Raw genomic sequence first — 19311 nt, forward strand, 5'->3', positions numbered from 1 at the left:
CCCCAACCTTTCGCCGAACCTTGGGACCAAGCCCAACGCCAGCCTTGCGGCCTAGCCTTGCCCGTCGGCCGGCGTCGGCTCCGCAGAAGACGAAGGCATCGCCCAGCTCGTCTCGGCGGCGGGCTCGGGAGCCGGAGCCGGCGCCACCACCGGCGCTGACGGCTTCGGCGCGGGAGCTGCCTTCGCTTTCTTCGGTGCTGCTTTCTTCGCAGCCTTCTTCGGCGCAGCCTGCTTCACAGCCTTCTTGGCCGACTTCGCAGCTTTCTTCGGCGCGGCCTTCTTCGCAGCTTTCTTGGCCGACTTCTTGGCTTTCTTGGCAGACTTCTTCGCGGACTTCTTGGCTGCTTTCCTCGCGGTCTTCTTCGCCGCTACAACCTTCTTGGCCTTTTTGGCCTTCTTGCTTTTCTTCTTCTTCGCTTTCGCCATCGTGGTCCTCCTGTTGCCGCCGAACAATGGTCGATCGGGCGTCGTTCTGCCGTCACCTGCGGACGAAAGCTCAGCCCTTGAAAGCTCAAACCTGCGCGTTCAATGCCGGCCGCGACCCGCCCGTAGCCCAATCGAGAAGCTCAATCGTGTGTACGACCGGAACTGACGTGCCACTGGCAATCTGCACCATGCAGCCGATATTGCCCGCGGCAATCATGTCCGGCTTGACGCTTGCGATGTTGGCGACCTTGCGATCGCGCAACCTGCCCGCAAGCTCGGGCTGGAGAATGTTGTAGGTCCCCGCCGAGCCGCAACACAAATGGCTCTCCGGGACATCTTTCACCACGAATCCATTCTTGGAAAGCAATTCTTTCGGAAGGCCGGTAATTTTCTGCCCGTGCTGCAGCGAACATGCGGAGTGATAAGCGACGACGATGTTGTCTTGCCGTGCAGTCGATTCCAATCCGAGGCCGGCGACGTATTCGGTGATGTCCTTGGCGAGCGCGGACACCTTGGCCGCATCGGCCGCGAACGCCGTGTCCTCGCGCAGCAGATAGCCGTAGTCCTTGATCACGGTGCCGCAGCCGGAAGTCGTCACCAGGATGGCGTCGAGCCCCTCGCCGGCCGCTTCCTTTTGCCACGCCGTGACGTTGGCACGGGCCCGCGCCAACGCATCGTGGTCGTTGCCGAGGTGATGGGTCAGGGCACCGCAGCACTGCTCGTCCCGGACCAGCACGACCTCGATGCCGTGGCGGGTGAGCAGGCTGATGGCGGCCTGGTTGATGCGCGGCGCCAGCACCTGCTGGGCACAGCCCTGGAGCAGCGCGACGCGGCCGCGCTTCTTGCCGAGGGCCGCGAACACGCTACCGGCAGCAGGCCCGGGCGACGGCAGCCGGTTCGGCGCCAGCGCCAGCATCGCCTTGAGGCGCTGGATCAGGCCGGGCGTCGCCGACGGCCGCGGCGTCGGCAGGAATACGGCGAGCGGGCGCGCGAGCCGCGCCAGCCACATGCTGATGCGGAAGCGCTGCGGATCCGGCAGGACGAAGGCCAGCACCTGGCGCAGCAGCCGCTCGGCCAGGGGGCGCTCATAGCGCTGCTCGATCCTGACCCGGGCCTGGTCGACGAGGTGCATGTAGTTCACCCCGGACGGACAGGTCGTCATGCAGGCCAGGCACGACAGGCAGCGATCGACATGCTTGACCACCTCGGCGGTCGGCGCCTGGTCCTTCTCCAGCATCTCCTTGATCAGGTAGATGCGGCCGCGCGGGCTATCGAGCTCGTCGCCGAGCAGCACATAGGTCGGACAGGTTGCGGTGCAGAAGCCGCAATGGACGCAGGCGCGCAGGATCTTGTCGGCCTCCGCGATGTCGGGGTCGGCGAGCTGCGCCAGTGAGAATTCGGTCTTCATGCCGCAGCGCCCCGCCTCAGGCGTCCCCGGTTCAAAATGGTCTTCGGATCGAAGCTGGCGCGCACCCGCTCGCTCAGGGCCGCAACGCCGGGCGCCTGCGGATGGAACACGTCGACATCGCGCCTGACATTCTCGGCCGCCCGGATCAGCGTGGCGTGTCCGCCAAAGGCGTCCACGCGCTGGCGCACGATCGGCGCATGCGCGTCGCCCTTCGGCGGCAGCGCCGCCCAGATCAGGCCGCCGCCCCAATCATAGATCACGTCGCCGCCGGTCTCGCGGGCCAATTGCGTGCCGAGCGCCGCGCCCGAGGCCGGCGGGCAGACGATCCGCCAGACCGGCCACGCGCCGAGCGCGCCGCCGGTCGCGAACGGCAGCACGTCGCGGATGGCGGCCCACAGCGCGGCAGACGCCGTGTCCTCGATCAGCGTCGCGGTTCCGAACGGCGCCAGCAATTCGCGCAGCGAGCTGGCGCGGTGGGCGGCGGAAGACGTGATGCCCTCGAGCCGCAGCACGGTCAGTGCCTCGCCCTGGCCGGCGATATCGCCGAGCCCCTCGGTCTTGGCGCGGAACGCCGATTTCGGCAGATGCGCGGCTGCTGAAACGTCGAAGGGCGAGCCGAGCGCCGCGGTCATCGCCTTGTTGGCGGCGGCATCCTCCAGCCCGCGCAGCAGCAGGGTGCGCTCGGCCTCGGGCTTGGGCATCACCTTCAGCGTAACTTCAGTCATCACCGACAGCGTGCCCCAGGACCCCGCGAGCAGCTTGCAGAGGTCGTAGCCGGTGACGTTCTTCACCACCTTGCCGCCGGTCTTGAAGCTGTCGCCGAAACCGGAGACGGCATGCGCCCCGAGCAGATGGTCGCGGGCCCCGCCCGCCCTGATGCGGCGCGGACCGGCGAGCCCTGCCGCGATCATGCCGCCGATGGTCCCGACCGCCGGCGTGCCGAGCAGCGGCGCCGTGTTCATCGGCTCGAAGGCGAATTGCTGGTTCTTGGCATCGATCAGCGACAGCACGTCGTTAAGCGGCGCGCCGGCCTGGAGCGTGACGATCAGCTCGTTCGGCTCATAGGAGGTGACGGCATTGAGCGCGGAGACGTCGAGCACGGCATTGGTCGCCATGGTGTGCCCGATGCTGCGCTTGCTGCCATGACCGATGATCTCGAGCGGCTGCTCATTGGCAATCGCCGCGCGTACCACCTCTTCGACGTCTTTGGCGTCTCTGACCCTGAGCGTGTCCACGGGAAAAGGCGGTAGCGAAATTCGCCGTCAAAATCAAATGCGGCGTGACGCCGGCGACCATTGCCGGCGCGCTCGTGATCCTGCGCCGGGCCATCGCAACGCTACGATCACGCGAAGCGTTCACGACATCGACACTTCGATGGCCGGCGAACCAAGCCGGTCCGGGCCCTCGCTACAAGCTCGCACCGATCGCGATCAAGACTGAAGGCGAACAGCGAGGAGGAGAGCCATGAACCACTATGCCACGCAGAAATCCCTCAGCGAGGCCGTCGATGGCGGCGGCCTGCTCGTCGTCGCGCAATGGGAGGCTAAGCCCGGCGAGGCCGACAAGGTCGCAGGGATCCTCGACCGCTTCCTGCCCGAGGCGCAGCGCGAGGACGGCGTCAAGCTGTTCCTGATCTCGCGCGGCAAGGATAATCCGGCGCAGTTCCTGTTCTACGAGCTGTTCCGCGACGAGGCCGCGTTCAAGGCGCACCAGGAGAGCGCGCATTTCAAGACCTGCATCGCCGGCGAAGCGCTGGCGCTGCTGGCGAAGCGCGAGCGTGCGCAGTACGGGCTGCTGTGAGTGGTTTGCGGAGGGAAGGGCTTGCATGGGCCCCTTCCCTCCGCGCGACCGCTCAGAACCGCGGAATGTCCGGAAACGCCACCTTCCCGGCATGGACATGCATGCGGCCGAGCTCGGCGCAGCGATGCAGGGTCGGAAACACTTTTCCGGGATTGAGCAGGCCCTGCGCGTCGAAGGCGCATTTCAGCCGCTGCTGCTGGTTGAGGTCGATCTCGGTGAACATGTCCGGCATCAGGTCGCGCTTCTCGATGCCGACGCCGTGCTCGCCGGTGAGCACGCCGCCGAACTCGACGCAGGCGCGCAGGATGTCGGCGCCGAAGGCTTCGGCGCGCTCGATCTCGCCGGGCTTGTTGGCATCGTAGAGGATCAGCGGATGCAGATTGCCGTCGCCGGCGTGGAACACGTTGGCGCAGCCGAGCTGGTACTTTTCACCGAGCTCGCGGATGCGCGCCAGCGCCTTCGGCAGCGCGCCGCGCGGGATGGTGCCGTCCATGCAGAGATAGTCGGGCGAGATGCGGCCGACGGCGGGAAAGGCGGCTTTGCGGCCGGCCCAGAACAAATTGCGCTCGGCCTCCGAGGTCGAGATTTGGCAGGTGGTGGAGCCGCAAACATTGGCGATGGCCTCGACGCGCGTGATCAGCTCGTCGACCTCGATCTTGGGACCGTCGAGCTCGATGATCAGCAGCGCCTCGACATCGAGCGGATAGCCGGCATGGACAAAGGCCTCCGCGGCGTGGATCGCCGGCTTGTCCATCATCTCCATGCCGCCGGGGATGATGCCGGCGCCGATGATGCGCGCGACGCATTCGCCGGCCGCCTCGACCTGCGCAAAGCCGACCATCAGCGCGCGCGCCGTTTCCGGCTTCTGCAGGATGCGCACCGTGATCTCGGTGATGACGCCGAGCAGGCCTTCCGAGCCGGTGATGACGCCCATCAGATCGTAACCGGAATTCTCGCACCCCTTGCCACCGATGCGCAGGATCTCGCCGCTCATCAGCACGATCTCGCAGCCGAGAACGTTGTTGGTGGTCATGCCGTATTTCAGGCAGTGCACGCCGCCGGAATTTTCCGCGACATTGCCGCCAATCGAGCAGGCGATCTGCGAGGACGGATCGGGCGCGTAATAGAAGCCGGCGTGCGCGACCGCCTGGCTGATCGCGAGATTGGTGACGCCGGGTTCGGTGACGACCACGCGGTTGTCGAAATCGATCTCGCGGATGCGCTTGAACTTGCCAAGGCCCAGCAGCACGCCGTCCTCAAGCGGCAGCGCGCCGCCTGACAGCGATGTGCCCGAGCCGCGCGGCACCACCTTGATGCCCTGCCCGGCACAATATTTCAGGACCAGCGAGACCTGTTCGGTGGTATCGGGCAGCACCACCACCATCGGCGGCTGGCGGTAGGCGGTCAGCCCGTCGGATTCGTAGGCCCGCATCTCGGCAGGCGTATCGATCACGCCCTCGCCAGGCACGATTGCGCGCAATGCAGCCACGATCTCAGCGCGGCGCGCAAGCACCGCCTGGTCGCTCGCAGGCATCATGATGGCCATGTCAAATCCCTCATGGCATATCCTTCCGGCTCACGCCGCACGATCAATTTATCACGCCAAATCAATCACGTCCGCGAGGGTTTGGGTAGGCCATCCGAAAGTCGGAGCCGCGATCTCCTGCGAGTTCGCTCTGGGACAAGTAGGCAGCCATGAAACCTGTCATGGTTTCAAAGCTTGTCCAAGCCGGGCGGGCCTGCCAAAACCGGCGGGTTCGACGACTGCCGACCAGGCAAGAGACTGAACAGGCCAAACCCACCAGGGAAGAGACGAAGAGCACCCGATGACAAAACTGACTTTTGGCGCACTGATGATCCTCACCGTGACCGCCGCCGCACCCGCCGCGATGGCGCAGGATGTCGCGGCCGGCAAATCGTCATTCAACAAATGCCTGGCCTGCCACGCGATCGGCGAAGGCGCCAAGAACAAGGTCGGCCCCGAGCTCAACGGCCTCAACGGCCGCAAGTCCGGCACCGCGCCGGATTACAGCTATTCGGACGCGAACAAGAATTCCGGCATCACCTGGGACGAAGCCACGTTCAAGGAATACATCAAGGACCCCAAGGCCAAGATCCCCGGCACCAAGATGGCGTTCGCCGGCATCAAGAACGAGAACGAGATCAACAATCTCTGGGCCTTCGTCTCGCAGTTCGACAAGGACGGGAAGATCAAGCAGTAAGCTTGCAAGCGGCGCCGCTAAGGCTTCGGTTCTGATTGAATCAGACCCGAAGCTCCGGCTTTTCGCTTTGACGCGTTTTCTCCACGCGGACCGGTATCCACTTCGCTCGAAAACGCTCTAGTCGGCGGCCGCCTGCGCCGGGACGATTCTCCCGATCATCGCCTCGATCTCCGTCTTCACCAGATCCGGCACCGCGTTCTGCACCATGTGGCCGAGATCGGGCAGCACGATCAGCTTTGCGTTCGGCACCGTCGCGGCGAACGGGCGCGCGTGGATGCTGGTCTTCACCGTCTTGTCCGGCTCGCCGGCGATGATGGTGACCGGTGCTTTGATGTCGCCATAGCGTGGAGCTTGCGCAATCACCGCCCCTTTCAGCGTCACCAGATCATAGGCATTGGCGATGAATTCGCGCGGGCGCAGCAGTAGCGGCGTTGCGGAGTCCTGCACGAAACCATCCGGCATCATCTGCGGCAGGAACACGTTGCGCGCGCCGGGTTCGGCGAGAAAATAACCGAGCGGCAGCGTGATGGTGTAGGCGAGCAGCGGACCGATCACGGGCGTTGCGATGATCTCGTTGTAGCGGCCGACCCCGCCGCGCCAGGGATGGGTCACCGGCGCGAGCATCACGAGGCCGGCGACGCGGGACGGATGATCGAGCGCGATCCGCGCGCCAAGCGCCCCGCTCCAGGAATGCACGACGAACACCGCGCGTTCGATCCCAAGCTTGCCAAGCGCCTCGTCGATCATCCGCGCCTGGATCTCCGGCGTCGAATCCTGCCGCCGCGCGCGCGTGCTCCAGCCATGGCCGGGACGGTCGATCAGGATGACGCGATGCTCCCTGGCGAGCATGTCGCCGAGCGGACGCCGCATCGCTTCGAGATTGGAGCTCGCGCCGTGCAGCATCACGATCGGCAGGCCGGCCTCGCGCGGACCAATGTCGACGACGTGGAGCGTTGCGCCCTCGACCTCGATCATCCGGCCTTGCGGCGGAAAGGCGCGCTGCACGGCCACGATTCCGGCCTGCGTGACCAGCGCCAGCAGGACCAGCGCCGTCACGACTGACATCACGATCATGGGGAGAATCCGGACGGTCCAGGGCACAGGGTAATTACGGGTCTTGCACGCAGCAGTTTCGCCCGGAGCGCGTCAGCGCTTCCACCGCAATTGAGGGGCTGTGGATATGTGCATAATTGCCGAACCAAAAAATCGAGCAAAATCAACGCCATTCCCCCGTGACACACAAGCCTCGGACCAGCTTCATGCAGTCGTCATCGCGCCTTCCATATAATCGCCATGGTCGGTTCCGCCATTAAGACCCGGGTGGGCGCCGATCCTCCTCGCAGCCTCAGGGGATGCGAGGAACGGCCGGCAGGATATGTCCTGGTTTGAACCGGAGAATTTTCGATGAGCTTCAGATCGAACGACACTGCGATCGACGAGATCGTGGCGAGCTGCAATGGCGATCTGCGCGGTGCCGTGCGGGCGCTGCTCCTGATCAACGAGCATCTCGAGGCGGAGCTGGCAAGGGCCTACGCCGCGGCAGCCGATCACGGCCTGACGGAGCGCGGCGGCAGCGTCCTGCACTAGGGACGCGGTCGGCCTAGTTGGTGCTGTCCTCGTCCTTTTCCTCGTCCGGGGTGACGGCAGGGCAGGCGCGGATGGTCGAGCGGGCAAGCTTGGCGTCGTCCCTGGACTTGTAGGGACCATCGCCGAACCAGATGTCACCGTCGATCACGGGATTGCTGGTCACGATGTTGCACTTGCCAGTGGCGCGGTTGCCGACCACCCAGAACAACCCGTCGGCGAGACTCACCGTCCCCGACGCCAGCAGCAATGTACCTGCAAGGATCAAACGCATCATGGCTGTGCTCCTGCCATGAAGGTAAGCCCGCGACCGTGGCGCCAATACCCCTCGCCACTCGGTGCGTCTTATCGTGGTTAATCCACCGCCGCCGCACCTGCTCAAGAACTGATCGACTTGTCGGCTAAATATCGCGGCCTTCGACCTTCTCGGTCAGCGCCTTGACCTGCTCGGGGATCTTCTCGAGGTGCGGATTGACGGCGAGCGCCTTGCGGTAGGCCTCGAGCGCGCGCTTCTCGTCGCCGACCTCCTGCATGATCATGCCGAGCCCTGCGAGCGCGCCGAAATGGCGGGGCTCGCGGATCAGCACCTCGCGGATGTCGGCGAGCGAACGGCCGTAGTCGTTCTGCATGTAGTGGAGCGTGGCACGCCGGTTCCAGGCTTCGATATAGTCAGGCCTGAGCTTGATGACCGAATCCAGCAGCTTGATCGCGATGTCGATCTTCTGCGCCTCGACCGCGGTCTTGGCCCGCGACATCAGCAGCGCCGCGGTGTCGCTCGGGGTCTGGATCCAGATCGCCCAGATCCGCGCCTCGACATGCTTGGCGCTGGCTTCGTCAGGCGCAGCCTTCAGCGCGCCGAACAGGAAATCGAGATTCTTGCTGCGGTCAACCTTGGGCAGCTTGGACGGCGCCTCGGGAAGCTTCTTCTGCTTGCCGGGCGGAGGCGGCGGCTCAACCTGTTGCGCCAGGGCCGGAGCCAGCCCGGCGGTTCCCAGCACAAGGGCCAGACCAAGCACCATGGAGAGGGTGCGCGCGAAAGGGAATCTCACAGCCATCATCAAAGTCTAAACGCGCAAAGCCGCCCTTGCATAGCAGGGGCGGCGTCAAACTCGTGTGAGACCGTGGTCTTGCGGGAGCGCGCGAAAGGCGACCGCGAGGGCAATATCAGCCCTGGCGAGCCTTGAAGCGGCGCTGCACCTTGTTGATCACATAGACCCGGCCCTTGCGGCGGACCAGGCGGTTGGCGCGATGGCGACCGCGCAGCGACTTCAGCGAGTTACGGACCTTCATGGCAGAATCCTGAACGTTCGAAAGGCCGTGTTCGGCACTACCGTTTCGGCACGCGCGAATGTGGCAAAATGAGATTTTTCCCGCTGGCGGACCGACCGCCCGGGACGGGGCGGTTCTTAAGGCATGGCGGGAGGTCATGTCAATGTTAACTGCCCGGTTCCGGGCCAGCAAATTCTTGAAAACAACCCCATGCACAGTAGAAAAGGCCGGATCGGCCCAATCTTCTCCATTCGCGGTCAGGCATAGCAAAGACTTTTTGCAGGCAGCGCTTTTACCTCCGGCAACGCCTTGCCAAATTCGTTATATCATATAATCAATTTGCCAACCCGCCGGGAGGACACCAATGCCAAAGCTAAAGCTGCCAAACATCGACGACGTCGTCGCCATCGACATCCACACCCATGCCGAGGAGCCCTGCGGCACCCATCCCGACGACGGCTATGACGATTTCCAGGCGCAGATGGCGGAGTACTTCAAGTCGCCGCACAAGCATCCGCCGACCGTGCCGGAGACCGCGGCCTACTACCGCTCCAAGAACATCGCCGCGGTGATCTTCCCTGTCGATGCCGAGCGCGAGACCGGCTTCCGTCGCTACAAGAACGAGGAGATGCTGGAGATCGCCTCCGACCATCTCGACGTCCTCATCCCCTTCGTCTCGATCGACCCGCACAAGGGCAAGCTCGGCGCGCGCGAGGCGCGCAAGCTGATCGAGGAATACGGCGTGCGCGGCTTCAAATTCCACCCGACCATGCAGGGCTTCTACGCCAACGACCGCATGGCCTATCCGCTCTATGAAGAGATCAACAATGGCGGCGCGATCGCGCTGTTCCACACCGGCCAGACCGGCGTCGGCTCGGGCATGCCCGGCGGCATGGGCATGCGGCTGAAATATTCCAACCCGATGTACATGGACGACGTCGCGGCCGATTTCCCCGACCTCAAGATCATCCTCGCGCACCCCTCCTTCCCCTGGCAGGAAGAGGCGCTGTCGGTCGCGACCCACAAGCCGAACGTCTACATCGACCTCTCCGGCTGGTCGCCGAAATACTTCCCGCCGATCCTGGTGCGCTACATCAACTCGATCCTGCAGGACAAGATGCTGTTCGGCTCGGACTGGCCGGTGATCACGCCGGACCGCTGGCTGTCGGATTTTGCCAAGATCGAGATCCGGGACGAGATCCGGCCGAAGGTGTTGAAGGCGAACGCACGAAAACTGCTGGGGATCTAGTCACGTGAATCTAAAGTTCGCCACATAAAGTCTGCTGGGCTTTGTGGCAGAAGCGTTTGACGGAAGCCAAAATCTGGTCTGCGGACTTGGTCCATTTGAAGGGCTTGGGATTTTTGTTGTGCAGGTCGATGAAGGTACGGATGTCGGCCTCGAGCTGCCTGACGGAGGTGTGAACACCTCGCTGGATCTGCTTTCGGGTGAGCTCAGCGAACCAGCGTTCGACCTGATTGATCCATGACGCGGAAGTCGGCGTGAAGTGGACATGATAATGCGGCCGACGGGCGAGCCACGCTTTGATCTTGGGTGTTTTGTGAGTGGCGTAGTTGTCCATGACGATATGGACATCGATCCCTTCAGGGACTTGAGCGTCGATCTCTTTGAGGAACTTCAAGAACTCGACTGCCCGGTGGCGCTTGTAGCATTTGCCGATGACGAATCCAGAGGCGACATCGAGCGCGGCAAACAGCGAGGTCGTACCATGCCGCACATAGCTGTGCGTGCGCCGTTCCGGTACGCCCGGCATCATCGGCAGGACCGGCTGCTCGCGATCCAGGGCCTGGATCTGGCTTTTCTCATCGACACTGAGGACAAGGGCTCGGTTCGGTGGGGAAAGGTAAAGGCCGACGATATCGCGGACCTTGTCGACGAACAGCGGGTCGCTCGACAGCTTGAATGTCTGGCTGCGGTGCGGCTGCAGGCCGAACGCCGTCCACATTCGGCGGATCGTGGTGTGGGAAAAGCCAGTTTCCGCAGCCATTGAGCGGATCGACCAGTGCGTCGCGTCGGGTGGCGTTGTACGCAATGTCCGCTCAATTACCTCAGCAACCTGATCGTCGTTGATGGTTCGAGGGCGGCCCGGGCGGGCCTCGTCAAGCAGGCCATCACAGCGATCCTTCAAAAATCGGCGGCGCCACTTGCCGACGGTGTGTTCGTGGAGGCCGAGTTCGACAGCCACAGACTTGCTTGGCAAGCCATCCGCACACCGCAGGATCGCGCGGCAGCGCTCAGATAGCGATCGGGCAACGCGATGACGACGAACTTGTCTCTCCAAGTACGCCCGCTCCGGCGGACTAAGCACCAACGGCGCGATCGGCCGGCCTCGCTCACCTGCATTCGCCACAAGCTCTCTCCTCTGTAGAGATTCGAGCTATCAACTAATGTGACGAACTTGCGTTCCAGATGACTAGGGTGTGTACTCATAATTCCAGCGCGAGTCTGTTCGACCTCTGAAAGCAGATATCACGTCGTCGAAGACCGAGGACGGCTAAGGGCCACAACCGGACTCGGTTTTCCAAGATAACAGGCCTTCATCCAGCTACTGTTTATTACGGTCCCTAATCCGTCTCCGGGCAAACCACAGGCAATGGCTCGGCTCCCGGTTTTCGGTGAGGATAGCCCGTGCAAAAATTCCTAACGCAATCTGTATGTAGACCCGATCCGCATTTCTCGCATCGGGTGACGCAATCCTCGTAGGTGACCCCCGGTCGTGCTTGCTCAATAAGTGTAGGTTGCTTGGGTGTTTGCTCCTTCGCTTTCTGAGCCAATGCTGGGGTGACGGCTAACCCAACAAGGAGCAGTCCGACCACATTCCTCATGTGCTCCTCCCATCGAGAAACGAGAGAGCCTCTTATCCCAATCACTGCCAGACGTTGACTTGGATCAAGCGACCGAAGCTGAAGCGCAGGTCGCCCATTTAGGGCACTGCAAAGCCAATGTCTGCTGAGGGGCACGATCAGGCATCCCGGACTTGCCCGAGCTTGGTCCCCTCATGGCCCAAAAGCGGACGCGCGGATTTATGAGTACACGCCCGAGCCTAAAGCGTGATGAGATCAGGTTGATTGCTACAACGGAGGCGCACACCCTCTCCCGCTTGCGGGAGGGGGTGTTTCCACAATGGGACAATCACCAAGAGGAGAAAGCCCTCACCCGGCGCGCGGGACGATGCTTCGCATCGCCCGGGACGCGCCGACCTCTCCCGCAAGCGGGAGAGGTGAACGAGGCCTCAGACCTGCGCCAGGCCGCCGTCGACGAAGACCTCGCCGCCGGTCATGAAGCTGCTGTCCGAGGATGCGAGGAAAGCGGCCACGGCCCCCGTCTCGGAGGGATCGCCCACACGCCCGATCGGCGTAGAGTTTCCGAGCGCATCGAACGCTTCCTCGCCGACGACCTCCAACGCCAGCTCGGTCTTGGTCGGCCCCGGAGACAGCACATTGACGCGGATGCCGGTGCCGCGCAGATCCTGCGCCCAGCTGCGCGCGAGATTGCGGATCGCGGCTTTGGTCGCGCTGTAGATGCTGAACTGCGGCGTCCCCATCACGCCCGTACTCGAGCCGGTGAGGATGATCGACGCCCCCTTTGTCATCAGCGGCAGAGCCTTCTGCACCGTGAACACCAGCCCCTTCACGTTGACGTCGAAAATCTGATCGTAGTGCTCGACCGTGATCTCGCCGAGCGGCGCGAACGATCCGGTCCCTGCATTGGCAAACAGAATATCGACCCCGCCCCGTTCGGCTTTCACCGCCGCATACAGCCGGTCGAGATCGGACAGATCAGTCACCGAGCCCCTGACGGCGCGCGCCGAGGGCCCCAGCTGAGCAACGGCGGCATCGAGCGGCTCCTGCCGCCGCCCGAAGAGATAGACGAACGCACCTTCGTCGACGAACCGTTTTGCCGCTCCAAGCCCGATGCCGGTGCCGCCGCCGGTCACCACTGCCGTCTTGCCTTGTAGTCTGCTCATGATGTGCTCCCTTCATTGAGGTTGCACTGAGCTGGCGGCGTACCCACCTATCGACAAGTATGCACCTTTTGGTAAGTGCCCAAAAATGTCAGACCCGATCTCACCGCCGGCGCAGACTTCACCTTCCGTCCAGAATTGCACGCCGAATTTGCCCGGCTTCACCTGCGGCCTCGACGCGACCCTGCGGGTCGTCGCCGGCAAGTGGAAGCCGCTGATCCTGTACTTCCTCGCGCAGGGCGGGCCGACCCGCTACGGCGAGCTTCGGCGATCCGTGCGCGACGTCAGCGACAAGGTGCTGATCCAGCAGCTCAAGGAGTTGGAGTCCGATTGTCTCGTGAAGCGAACCGACTACAAGGAAGTGCCGCCGCGGGTGGACTACAGCCTCACGCCTCTGGGCCACAGCCTGGCCGAAGCGCTGGTGCCGCTCTGCGCGTGGGGCACCGAGCACATGGCTGAGGTCAGCCAGGTCTTCGCCGAGCGGGCGACCTGGACGCGGCGAGAACGTCCACCGACCGTCTAGTTCGCGCTGCTCTTCGTCCGAGGTCCGCTCCGCCCTGGATTGCAGCGCGTTGGAGGTGCTTGCCCTGAGTCCGGCTTGGGCCACAAGCAGACTCATGCGGAGCATCGTCTCACTCGATCACCTTGTCGGCGCGCGCCAACAAAACCTCCGGAACCGTCACACCCATCGCCTTAGCGGTCTTGAGGTTGATTACCAGCTCGAATTTCGTCGGCTGTTCGACCGGCAGATCGGCAGGCATCGTGCCGCGCAAAAGGCTCGCCGCGAATCGGGCAGTCAGGTCTGCCAAGTGATCGGAGGATGGACCGTAGCCGATAAAGCCACCTTGCTCGGCCCGCACTCCCCACTGATACATGGTTGGAAGGCGCAGTGCTGCAACTCGTTCCATAATCAGTGGACCATTGCCGTCGAGCATCCCGGAATTAAGGACATTCAGCGCCGTGGCCCCCGATGCCTGTGCCTTATCGATAGTCGCTGCAATCTCCTCAGCTCTGGTGACGCGATAGATTGAAAGCTCAACGTTGCGTGCGCGCGCCGCCTCTTGCAGGGCGCGCGCCTTCGCCTCGCCTCGCAACCGTCCCTGCACCACGCGTTCGAACCAAAGGTCGTCGGCGAGAGCCGCCATGCGGCGAATCCCGGGCACGGCTTCGATCAGGATGTCCTGTCGCAGGCCGTCAAGCTCAGGGGCAAAAATGCTGATCCCCGTGATATTGCCATTGGGCCGGGCGAACGATTTTACCAATCCCTCCCCGACCATATCGCCTGTGATCCCAACGATGGGAATGCTCTTGGTTGCCCGCTGTACGGCGTTAACTGCCTCGGGTCCAGCAGCATAGATGACATCGGGTTGGGCTATGACCAGCTCCGCCGCGAGTTGCGAAATCAGATCGATCTGAGATGCAAAGGCGCGGTAATCAATCGTGAGGTTTTGGCCGTCAATGAAACCAGCGCGCCGTAGTTGGTCGAAAAAACGTACGTTAAATTGAATATCGCTAGGATGCGGAGACAAGCAACCCAGGCGATAGGTCCGTCCCGCTTTCTGGGCCAACGCTGCGAGCGGCAACGCCACCATCGTACTGCCGACAAGCGTTATGAACTCGCGCCGTCGCATTTCGTCGCCCTCAGGCCGAGCGACAGTCTAACATATGCTTCTAATCCCATCGGTATTGTGCATCACAGCAACATGCGCGCGGATGTCGCAGTTGGGTCACAACCGCGCTTCCTGATCCGTTCGCGGCTGGAAAGCCGACGTTCAGGTGCATAAGAGGAAAGGCAGCTTAGGGCCAGAACCCGACTCGGCCTTTCCAAGATAACAAGCCTTCATCCAGCTACTGTTTATTACGGTCCCTGATTCCTTGCCTTGGAGGGACAAGCTCGGGGTGGGCTGAGACAATTGCGGCCTGTAAACACGTGAGCAGTTCGACGTAACTTTGCATCCCTATCGACGTAGTGCCGCCCTCGCAACGATTGCGAACATCACTGGGACTGGTCGCCCACAAAGTGCTTATTTGTTGTTGCGCCTGCTTTTCGTCTTTCATGCAGTCCGAGAAACTCTGAACGGCAGTCAGTCCCTGTGCTTTGGCATCGTCTACTGTTGCCTTGCACAGCGCCTCCACATTCAGCACCGGAACCTTATCAGAGACCGGTATCGGGACCGGTTGGCCCACTAGGGCCAGCGATAAGAATGCAATCTTCATTTTCAGTCCCCTGCAAATGGACGTTCCTGCTTCGCGAACTCCGCAGGTCCAGAAAATCACCTTTGATCCGGCGCAAGGCTTCGCAGCTTCCCTGCCTGGAGCAGTGAAGCGAAGGAGGCGTTACGACCTTGGCGGTGTCAGGTCGTGCCCGCTTAGGGTCAACATCAGAGGAAGCCTGGTTGAGTATATCGAGCCCGCTTCACCCCAAAGAGTGGACTCTAGCGGACATGCCGGGTCGGCCGGTTGGAGTCACAAGCGGACATCACCTCTAGCAGGTAACTCCCGCTGCGCAGCGGCGCACCGCCCGTCGATCCGCTCTCCGCGCAACGCCAGCGACGCTCGTTGCAGTTGCCGGTCTTCCTACTCGGGCGGAAGCATTGTCCGACGATACGGACAACCCCTTCTCTTGCGACCACTGAATCGAAATCGGGGCGGCGCACAATATCGTCGCTCCCACCAAAATTGCGCCAAACATGCTCATCTTTTTCATGAGAGTGTCCTCGCCAATAGTGATAGTTGCTGGTTCTGCATGCGAGATTTCCAGATCTTCGTGCTTGATCCAAATCAAGCGATTCAAATTGCTTGACCTGTCAAGGCGCGACCGCCCGACGCTTCCGAACGCAAAAGCCTTCGTTTCACCAGTTCCAGCCGCCGTAGTAGCGTGGAATCAGCGTCGGTCGTCCGGTGACGTAACTGCGGTTGGCGTAGCCGCCGTAATAGTCGGCAGGGTAGCCGCCAGCGGCATAGGCGTCGCCGTAGTAGCGCGGAATTAGCGTTGGCCGTCCGGTGACGTAACTGCGGTTGGCGTAGCCGTCGTAATTGCCGGCAGGGTAGCCGCCAGCTGCATAGCTGCTGCCGTAGTAGCGCGGAAACAGCGTTGGCCGCCCGGTGACGTAGCTGCGATTGGCGTAGCCGTCGTAGTCGCCAGGACTGCCGTAGTAGCTGCCATAATAATTGCCAGTGTAGCCCCACCCGGCGTCTACATGAGGGCCGCCACGATAGTACCCATAAGGTGAGGTGGCCGCTATCGCGGCCGTCCCAATCGCGCCGGCCGCCAAGCCAGCACCGACCACACCAGCACCGTAGCCATACGCAGCCCGCCGGTAATGGCGACGCGCAACGCCGGCACCGCTAAGGGGTGTCAATGGGCGACCAATCCGCGCCTGCGCGCTCTCAACTGACAGCGAGACACCGCGCTGTTCAGACCAGCTGAACGAGAGCAACGTCGCGCACGCGAAGGCCGAGGTTGCAATTGCAACTTTGCTCAGACTCATCTGCTTCATGGACGTTCTCCACTATCCATTAAAGCCTGCCCCATAGAATGAATGCATGGTCGCTGTTGGAGGGTATTGCGCCAGATCAAGGGCTGTTACGGGTTAAGGGCCAGGTCAATCCAACGCGCATCGTGATCAGAACGAGGCCGCCTTCGGGCCAACGTCAATTTCGCAGGCGAGGCGCTGGGCCATCACCGACAGGCCGTCGAGCATAAACGCTTCCGCTCATGTGCACCGGCGCCGCACGGCAGGCACGCCGCCCGTCTGCTGTCAGATCGTCACGCGGCTGCCGTCGAAACGCGTGAAGGAGAAGCCGTCGAACGGCTCGCGAAGGGTGGCGCGCTCGTCCCGCAACATGCAGATAGCCACTTCCTCACCGATCGCCATTGAGGCGGAGGCGTCGGAACGCCAGTGGATGCCCGCCCAATTCCGTCCGAAACCGAAATTCACCGCGAGCTTGTTCAACTCTCCGCCGACCGTGAGCGGTGAGCCGTCATAGGGCACGAGCCTTGTCGGGTCAGCCGGATCGGGCTGCACCGGATTGGCGATGACGCGGCTCTCGTCGAAGAACGCCTTCAATATGGTAGCCGTGACGGCCCCAACGCTCGTGGCCCCGCCGGGATAGGTGGAGTGGAAGGGCGCGCCCTCCGGATAGGTTTGCGACAGCAGATAAGTGCCGTATTTGGCCTTGCTGCGAGCGAGGGCTTCCGATTTCAGGAAATCATCATGCAGCGGGTAGTCGCTCACGCCATTGGCGAGGCGATGGTGCGCCAGAGCACCGTAGGCTTCCGGTCTCACAGCCCTGTGCACGAAATACTTCTGCCAATAAGACGCGCGGACGGAGTTACTGATCCCCGTGGCGAGCAGTGCCTGCACGTAGGGCAATCCGAAGGTGCCACCACCGGGGCCCTGGGTTTTCGATTTCCGATACGGGTTCGAGGGGTAGGACACGGGCTCTGCCGGTGGATAGATCCCGGAGTAGCGCTTGTCTGCCCCGCCTCCTGGGGTTGCGAGGAGCAGCGCTGCCGCCCACCCGAGTGCCGGACCAGTGTGGATATACTCTGCGAGATCTCTTCCTGTCGTGATGTATCGCGGTGTCGCGTCGAACTGCAACTGGCGCTTCGGTGCGGCGCCATTCTGGATCGCCAGCCACTCCTCGTAGTCAGTCAGGAATTCGCTGGCGGGCAACGCGGTACGAATTTGAGCACTGATCCACTGTGAGGCATAGGGCGCGTCCCTGAGCAGGAACTGCGAGATCAGCGGACCGTTCAAAACGCCTGGAGGCGTGACGGAGCGGCCCTTCGGGTCGCCTGCGTCGAAATAAAGCGCATTGGCGCGGAACAGTGTGCCGGGCGTGACCCGCCCACCAGACTTCGGCCCTCGGAAATCGGCAAGCTTGTTGATCTCCTCGGTTGCTACAAGCACGTCCCGATTGGAGGTGTCGTCGCGCAACTCGGTAAGCGGAACATCACGAAGCAGGGATTGCCAATATACCTCGACCGCCTCGCCGCCGCGCTCCGCACTTGCAAGAGCCGGTGCCGGGGGTATTCCAATCTGAGTTGCGTTTATGCCGCTGAGACTGACTGCCAGCGTGCCCAAGGGATTGACCAGCTTGCGAGTGCCGCCAAGCGGGATCTTTTCGAAATCGGCGGGATCGCCCGACTGGCAGGCGGCATAGAGAGCCTGCCAAGCCTCCTGTGTCACTTCGCCGCGTTTGTCGTGCGGCAGGCCACGTGAATCGGAGCCGATCTTGTTACTGTAGCGCGCCTCGTCGCCATTCGCGGGGTGGGGCGCGATGGGAATTTTCTCGTTGTTGCTCGCACAGACCCCGCGGACTTCAAAGGCCCGGCGTTTGAATGCCTCGTCGAGCGGTCGGGCGTTTGCGCTCGCAGGCTGCGCCAGCGCCGGGGCGAACCCGGGCATGCTCGGCGGAGACGCAAGCACGGCGGCACCAACCGCAATGCCGGTCCCGCCAAGCAGCGAGCGGCGAGTGATCGCGGTCGACGGGCCCGGCGACGCCAGGCAGAATTCAGTTGGAACGGTGGCATGGTCAGCCATGGAGGCCTCCTCCCTCGCGGGAAAGTTTCGGCGGGATTGCGCCGGAGCCGTCCGATTACTTGCATGCTGCAGTCGAAATCATTTCACCGGGAGGACACTGAGGAGATTGACTCAGATCAATGGTGAGTCGAGCAGACCAATTGTGCACCGGCCGGGGCCACCGTCGGCGTCAGCTATGGGTCTCATTAGCTGCCCTCGTTACCCGGCGCGACCTAGTTCCGCTTCTCGCTCGGCAGCAGACATTGGGGCGCCCTGCGCGAAAGTCAGCGCCGGGCCCAAGAGCCGACATCCGAGCAAGAAAGTGAAAATCGATGGACCTGCTAACGCGCTTGCGGACTGGTCGGGCAGCTCACCTGAGAGATCACCGACATTGAGGAATGAGAGCCATCGCCCTTCACGGCGTTTGAGGCGCGCCGCGGCGGAGATAGGCGCCTGTAACCGACGCAAGGCCCAACGCATAGAACGCCATCCAAAAAGCGGAGGCGCCGCGCCAAATCAGGTTCGGTTCGTGGGTTTGCAATATGGCGAGGACGATACCGATCGCCCACGCATAAACGAAACAGACCCAGAAGATATATTTCATTGACGAGGGGCACCCCGCAAATACCAGCTCCCAATGATCGATCTCCTCGCCCACACCGCTACGCATCTTCCCTTCCCTTTCCGAAATGCCGATGAGGATGACCGACAAAAAGGCCGGGAAGATTCCCCACATAAGCACTGGAAACAAGGCATTTCCGCCGAGTTGTACGCTGGTGAACGACACCACATTCACAACGATGCTGAGTACCAGCCCGCACGCGGCGTAGAGCATCGCAAACAGCAGTAGCAGGCTGGTCATGGTGGTTCGATTAAAAAGTACGGGGCGAAGGATGGCGGCTTCGATGAACGTCTTGTGCAGTATTAGTCGCACCATCCATTCGTGCGGTTCGCCCGGTCCTCTGTCCGATAGGAGGCAAACAGCGAAGAACTCCGACTGAGCAAATATCGGCTGCTGTGCCCCTCCTCGCCGACATAAAGAGGCCAAATCGGGTTGGTCGCGATGGGCCATGTGTGGACTAAGGTCCGCC

At 62.6% G+C, this 19311-nt stretch carries 20 protein-coding genes; 5 read left to right on the plus strand and 15 right to left on the minus strand.

Going from position 1 to position 19311, the window contains the following annotated elements:
• Positions 1-51 precede the first annotated feature (51 nt).
• From WN72_RS42060 to WN72_RS42070, 3 genes are all read right to left on the minus strand, one after another.
• Complete coding sequence (locus WN72_RS42060; protein ID WP_027563112.1) at positions 52-426, minus strand: hypothetical protein; 375 nt, start codon at positions 424-426, stop codon at positions 52-54.
• An 85-nt stretch (positions 427-511) separates the two neighbouring features.
• Positions 512-1834 (minus strand): glycolate oxidase subunit GlcF, encoded by a 1323-nt coding sequence (gene glcF / locus WN72_RS42065; protein WP_027563113.1) that lies wholly within the window; start codon positions 1832-1834, stop codon positions 512-514.
• Positions 1831-3069 carry an FAD-binding protein gene (locus WN72_RS42070; RefSeq protein WP_092215359.1) on the minus strand — a complete coding sequence of 413 codons (1239 nt, stop codon included), beginning with the start codon at positions 3067-3069 and terminating at the stop codon, positions 1831-1833. The genes glcF and WN72_RS42070 overlap by 4 nt, the downstream gene beginning before the upstream one ends.
• Before the next feature lie 229 nt (positions 3070-3298).
• Between WN72_RS42070 and WN72_RS42075 the strand changes: the two genes are divergently transcribed.
• Complete coding sequence (locus tag WN72_RS42075; protein WP_092215360.1) at positions 3299-3634, plus strand: putative quinol monooxygenase; 336 nt, start codon at positions 3299-3301, stop codon at positions 3632-3634.
• Between the two features lie 52 nt (positions 3635-3686).
• Here WN72_RS42075 and WN72_RS42080 read toward each other — a convergent pair whose 3' ends face one another.
• Entirely contained in the window at positions 3687-5180 is a 1494-nt protein-coding gene (locus tag WN72_RS42080; RefSeq protein WP_092215363.1) for an FAD-linked oxidase C-terminal domain-containing protein, read from the minus strand.
• Positions 5181-5460: 280 nt separating this feature from the next.
• On the opposite strand from WN72_RS42080, the gene cycA reads away from it, so the two are divergent.
• The gene (gene cycA / locus WN72_RS42085) at positions 5461-5856 is read left to right on the plus strand and encodes a cytochrome c-550 CycA (RefSeq protein ID WP_027563117.1); all 396 of its coding nucleotides are present in this window, start codon (positions 5461-5463) and stop codon (positions 5854-5856) included.
• Between the two features lie 117 nt (positions 5857-5973).
• Here the strand turns inward: cycA and WN72_RS42090 are convergent, their stop codons facing one another.
• Positions 5974-6930 (minus strand): alpha/beta fold hydrolase, encoded by a 957-nt coding sequence (locus WN72_RS42090; protein ID WP_167380769.1) that lies wholly within the window; start codon positions 6928-6930, stop codon positions 5974-5976.
• A 330-nt stretch (positions 6931-7260) separates the two neighbouring features.
• On the opposite strand from WN72_RS42090, the gene WN72_RS42095 reads away from it, so the two are divergent.
• Positions 7261-7443 carry a hypothetical protein gene (locus tag WN72_RS42095; protein ID WP_027563119.1) on the plus strand — a complete coding sequence of 61 codons (183 nt, stop codon included), beginning with the start codon at positions 7261-7263 and terminating at the stop codon, positions 7441-7443.
• 13 nt (positions 7444-7456) lie between these two features.
• Here WN72_RS42095 and WN72_RS42100 read toward each other — a convergent pair whose 3' ends face one another.
• From WN72_RS42100 to ykgO, 3 genes are all read right to left on the minus strand, one after another.
• Positions 7457-7717, minus strand: a complete 261-nt coding sequence (locus WN72_RS42100; protein WP_092215367.1) for a hypothetical protein — start codon at positions 7715-7717, stop codon at positions 7457-7459.
• Positions 7718-7841: 124 nt separating this feature from the next.
• Positions 7842-8495: a tetratricopeptide repeat protein gene (locus WN72_RS42105; RefSeq protein WP_027563121.1), complete on the minus strand. Its 654-nt coding sequence runs from the start codon at positions 8493-8495 to the stop codon at positions 7842-7844.
• 109 nt (positions 8496-8604) lie between these two features.
• The gene (gene ykgO, locus WN72_RS42110; protein ID WP_006611362.1) at positions 8605-8730 is read right to left on the minus strand and encodes a type B 50S ribosomal protein L36; all 126 of its coding nucleotides are present in this window, start codon (positions 8728-8730) and stop codon (positions 8605-8607) included.
• A gap of 343 nt (positions 8731-9073) precedes the next feature.
• Here ykgO and WN72_RS42115 point away from each other — a divergent pair, with 343 nt between their 5' ends.
• Positions 9074-9958 (plus strand): amidohydrolase family protein, encoded by an 885-nt coding sequence (locus WN72_RS42115; RefSeq protein WP_027563122.1) that lies wholly within the window; start codon positions 9074-9076, stop codon positions 9956-9958.
• Positions 9959-9968: 10 nt separating this feature from the next.
• Here the strand turns inward: WN72_RS42115 and WN72_RS42120 are convergent, their stop codons facing one another.
• Positions 9969-11078: an IS630 family transposase gene (locus tag WN72_RS42120; RefSeq protein ID WP_080137402.1), complete on the minus strand. Its 1110-nt coding sequence runs from the start codon at positions 11076-11078 to the stop codon at positions 9969-9971.
• 882 nt (positions 11079-11960) lie between these two features.
• Complete coding sequence (locus WN72_RS42125; RefSeq protein WP_027563123.1) at positions 11961-12695, minus strand: SDR family NAD(P)-dependent oxidoreductase; 735 nt, start codon at positions 12693-12695, stop codon at positions 11961-11963.
• An 85-nt stretch (positions 12696-12780) separates the two neighbouring features.
• Between WN72_RS42125 and WN72_RS42130 the strand changes: the two genes are divergently transcribed.
• Positions 12781-13215 carry a winged helix-turn-helix transcriptional regulator gene (locus WN72_RS42130; RefSeq protein WP_027563124.1) on the plus strand — a complete coding sequence of 145 codons (435 nt, stop codon included), beginning with the start codon at positions 12781-12783 and terminating at the stop codon, positions 13213-13215.
• Positions 13216-13324: 109 nt separating this feature from the next.
• On the opposite strand, the gene WN72_RS42135 is transcribed toward WN72_RS42130, so the two are convergent.
• The 5 genes from WN72_RS42135 to WN72_RS42155 form a co-directional block, all read right to left on the minus strand.
• Entirely contained in the window at positions 13325-14323 is a 999-nt protein-coding gene (locus WN72_RS42135) for an ABC transporter substrate-binding protein (RefSeq protein ID WP_092220997.1), read from the minus strand.
• Positions 14324-14540: 217 nt separating this feature from the next.
• On the minus strand, positions 14541-14909 hold the full coding sequence (locus WN72_RS42140) for a hypothetical protein (RefSeq protein ID WP_027563126.1): 369 nt from the start codon (positions 14907-14909) through the stop codon (positions 14541-14543).
• A gap of 635 nt (positions 14910-15544) precedes the next feature.
• Positions 15545-16054 carry a hypothetical protein gene (locus WN72_RS42145; RefSeq protein ID WP_244554038.1) on the minus strand — a complete coding sequence of 170 codons (510 nt, stop codon included), beginning with the start codon at positions 16052-16054 and terminating at the stop codon, positions 15545-15547.
• 399 nt (positions 16055-16453) lie between these two features.
• Positions 16454-18241, minus strand: coding sequence for a vanadium-dependent haloperoxidase (locus tag WN72_RS42150; protein WP_194482963.1), 1788 nt, complete (start codon positions 18239-18241; stop codon positions 16454-16456).
• A 394-nt stretch (positions 18242-18635) separates the two neighbouring features.
• Positions 18636-19292, minus strand: coding sequence for a hypothetical protein (locus WN72_RS42155; RefSeq protein ID WP_143130588.1), 657 nt, complete (start codon positions 19290-19292; stop codon positions 18636-18638).
• Positions 19293-19311: the final 19 nt, after the last annotated feature.

It is taken from the genome of Bradyrhizobium arachidis, assembly GCF_015291705.1.
In the GTDB taxonomy this organism is placed as follows: Bacteria; Pseudomonadota; Alphaproteobacteria; order Rhizobiales; family Xanthobacteraceae; genus Bradyrhizobium; species Bradyrhizobium arachidis.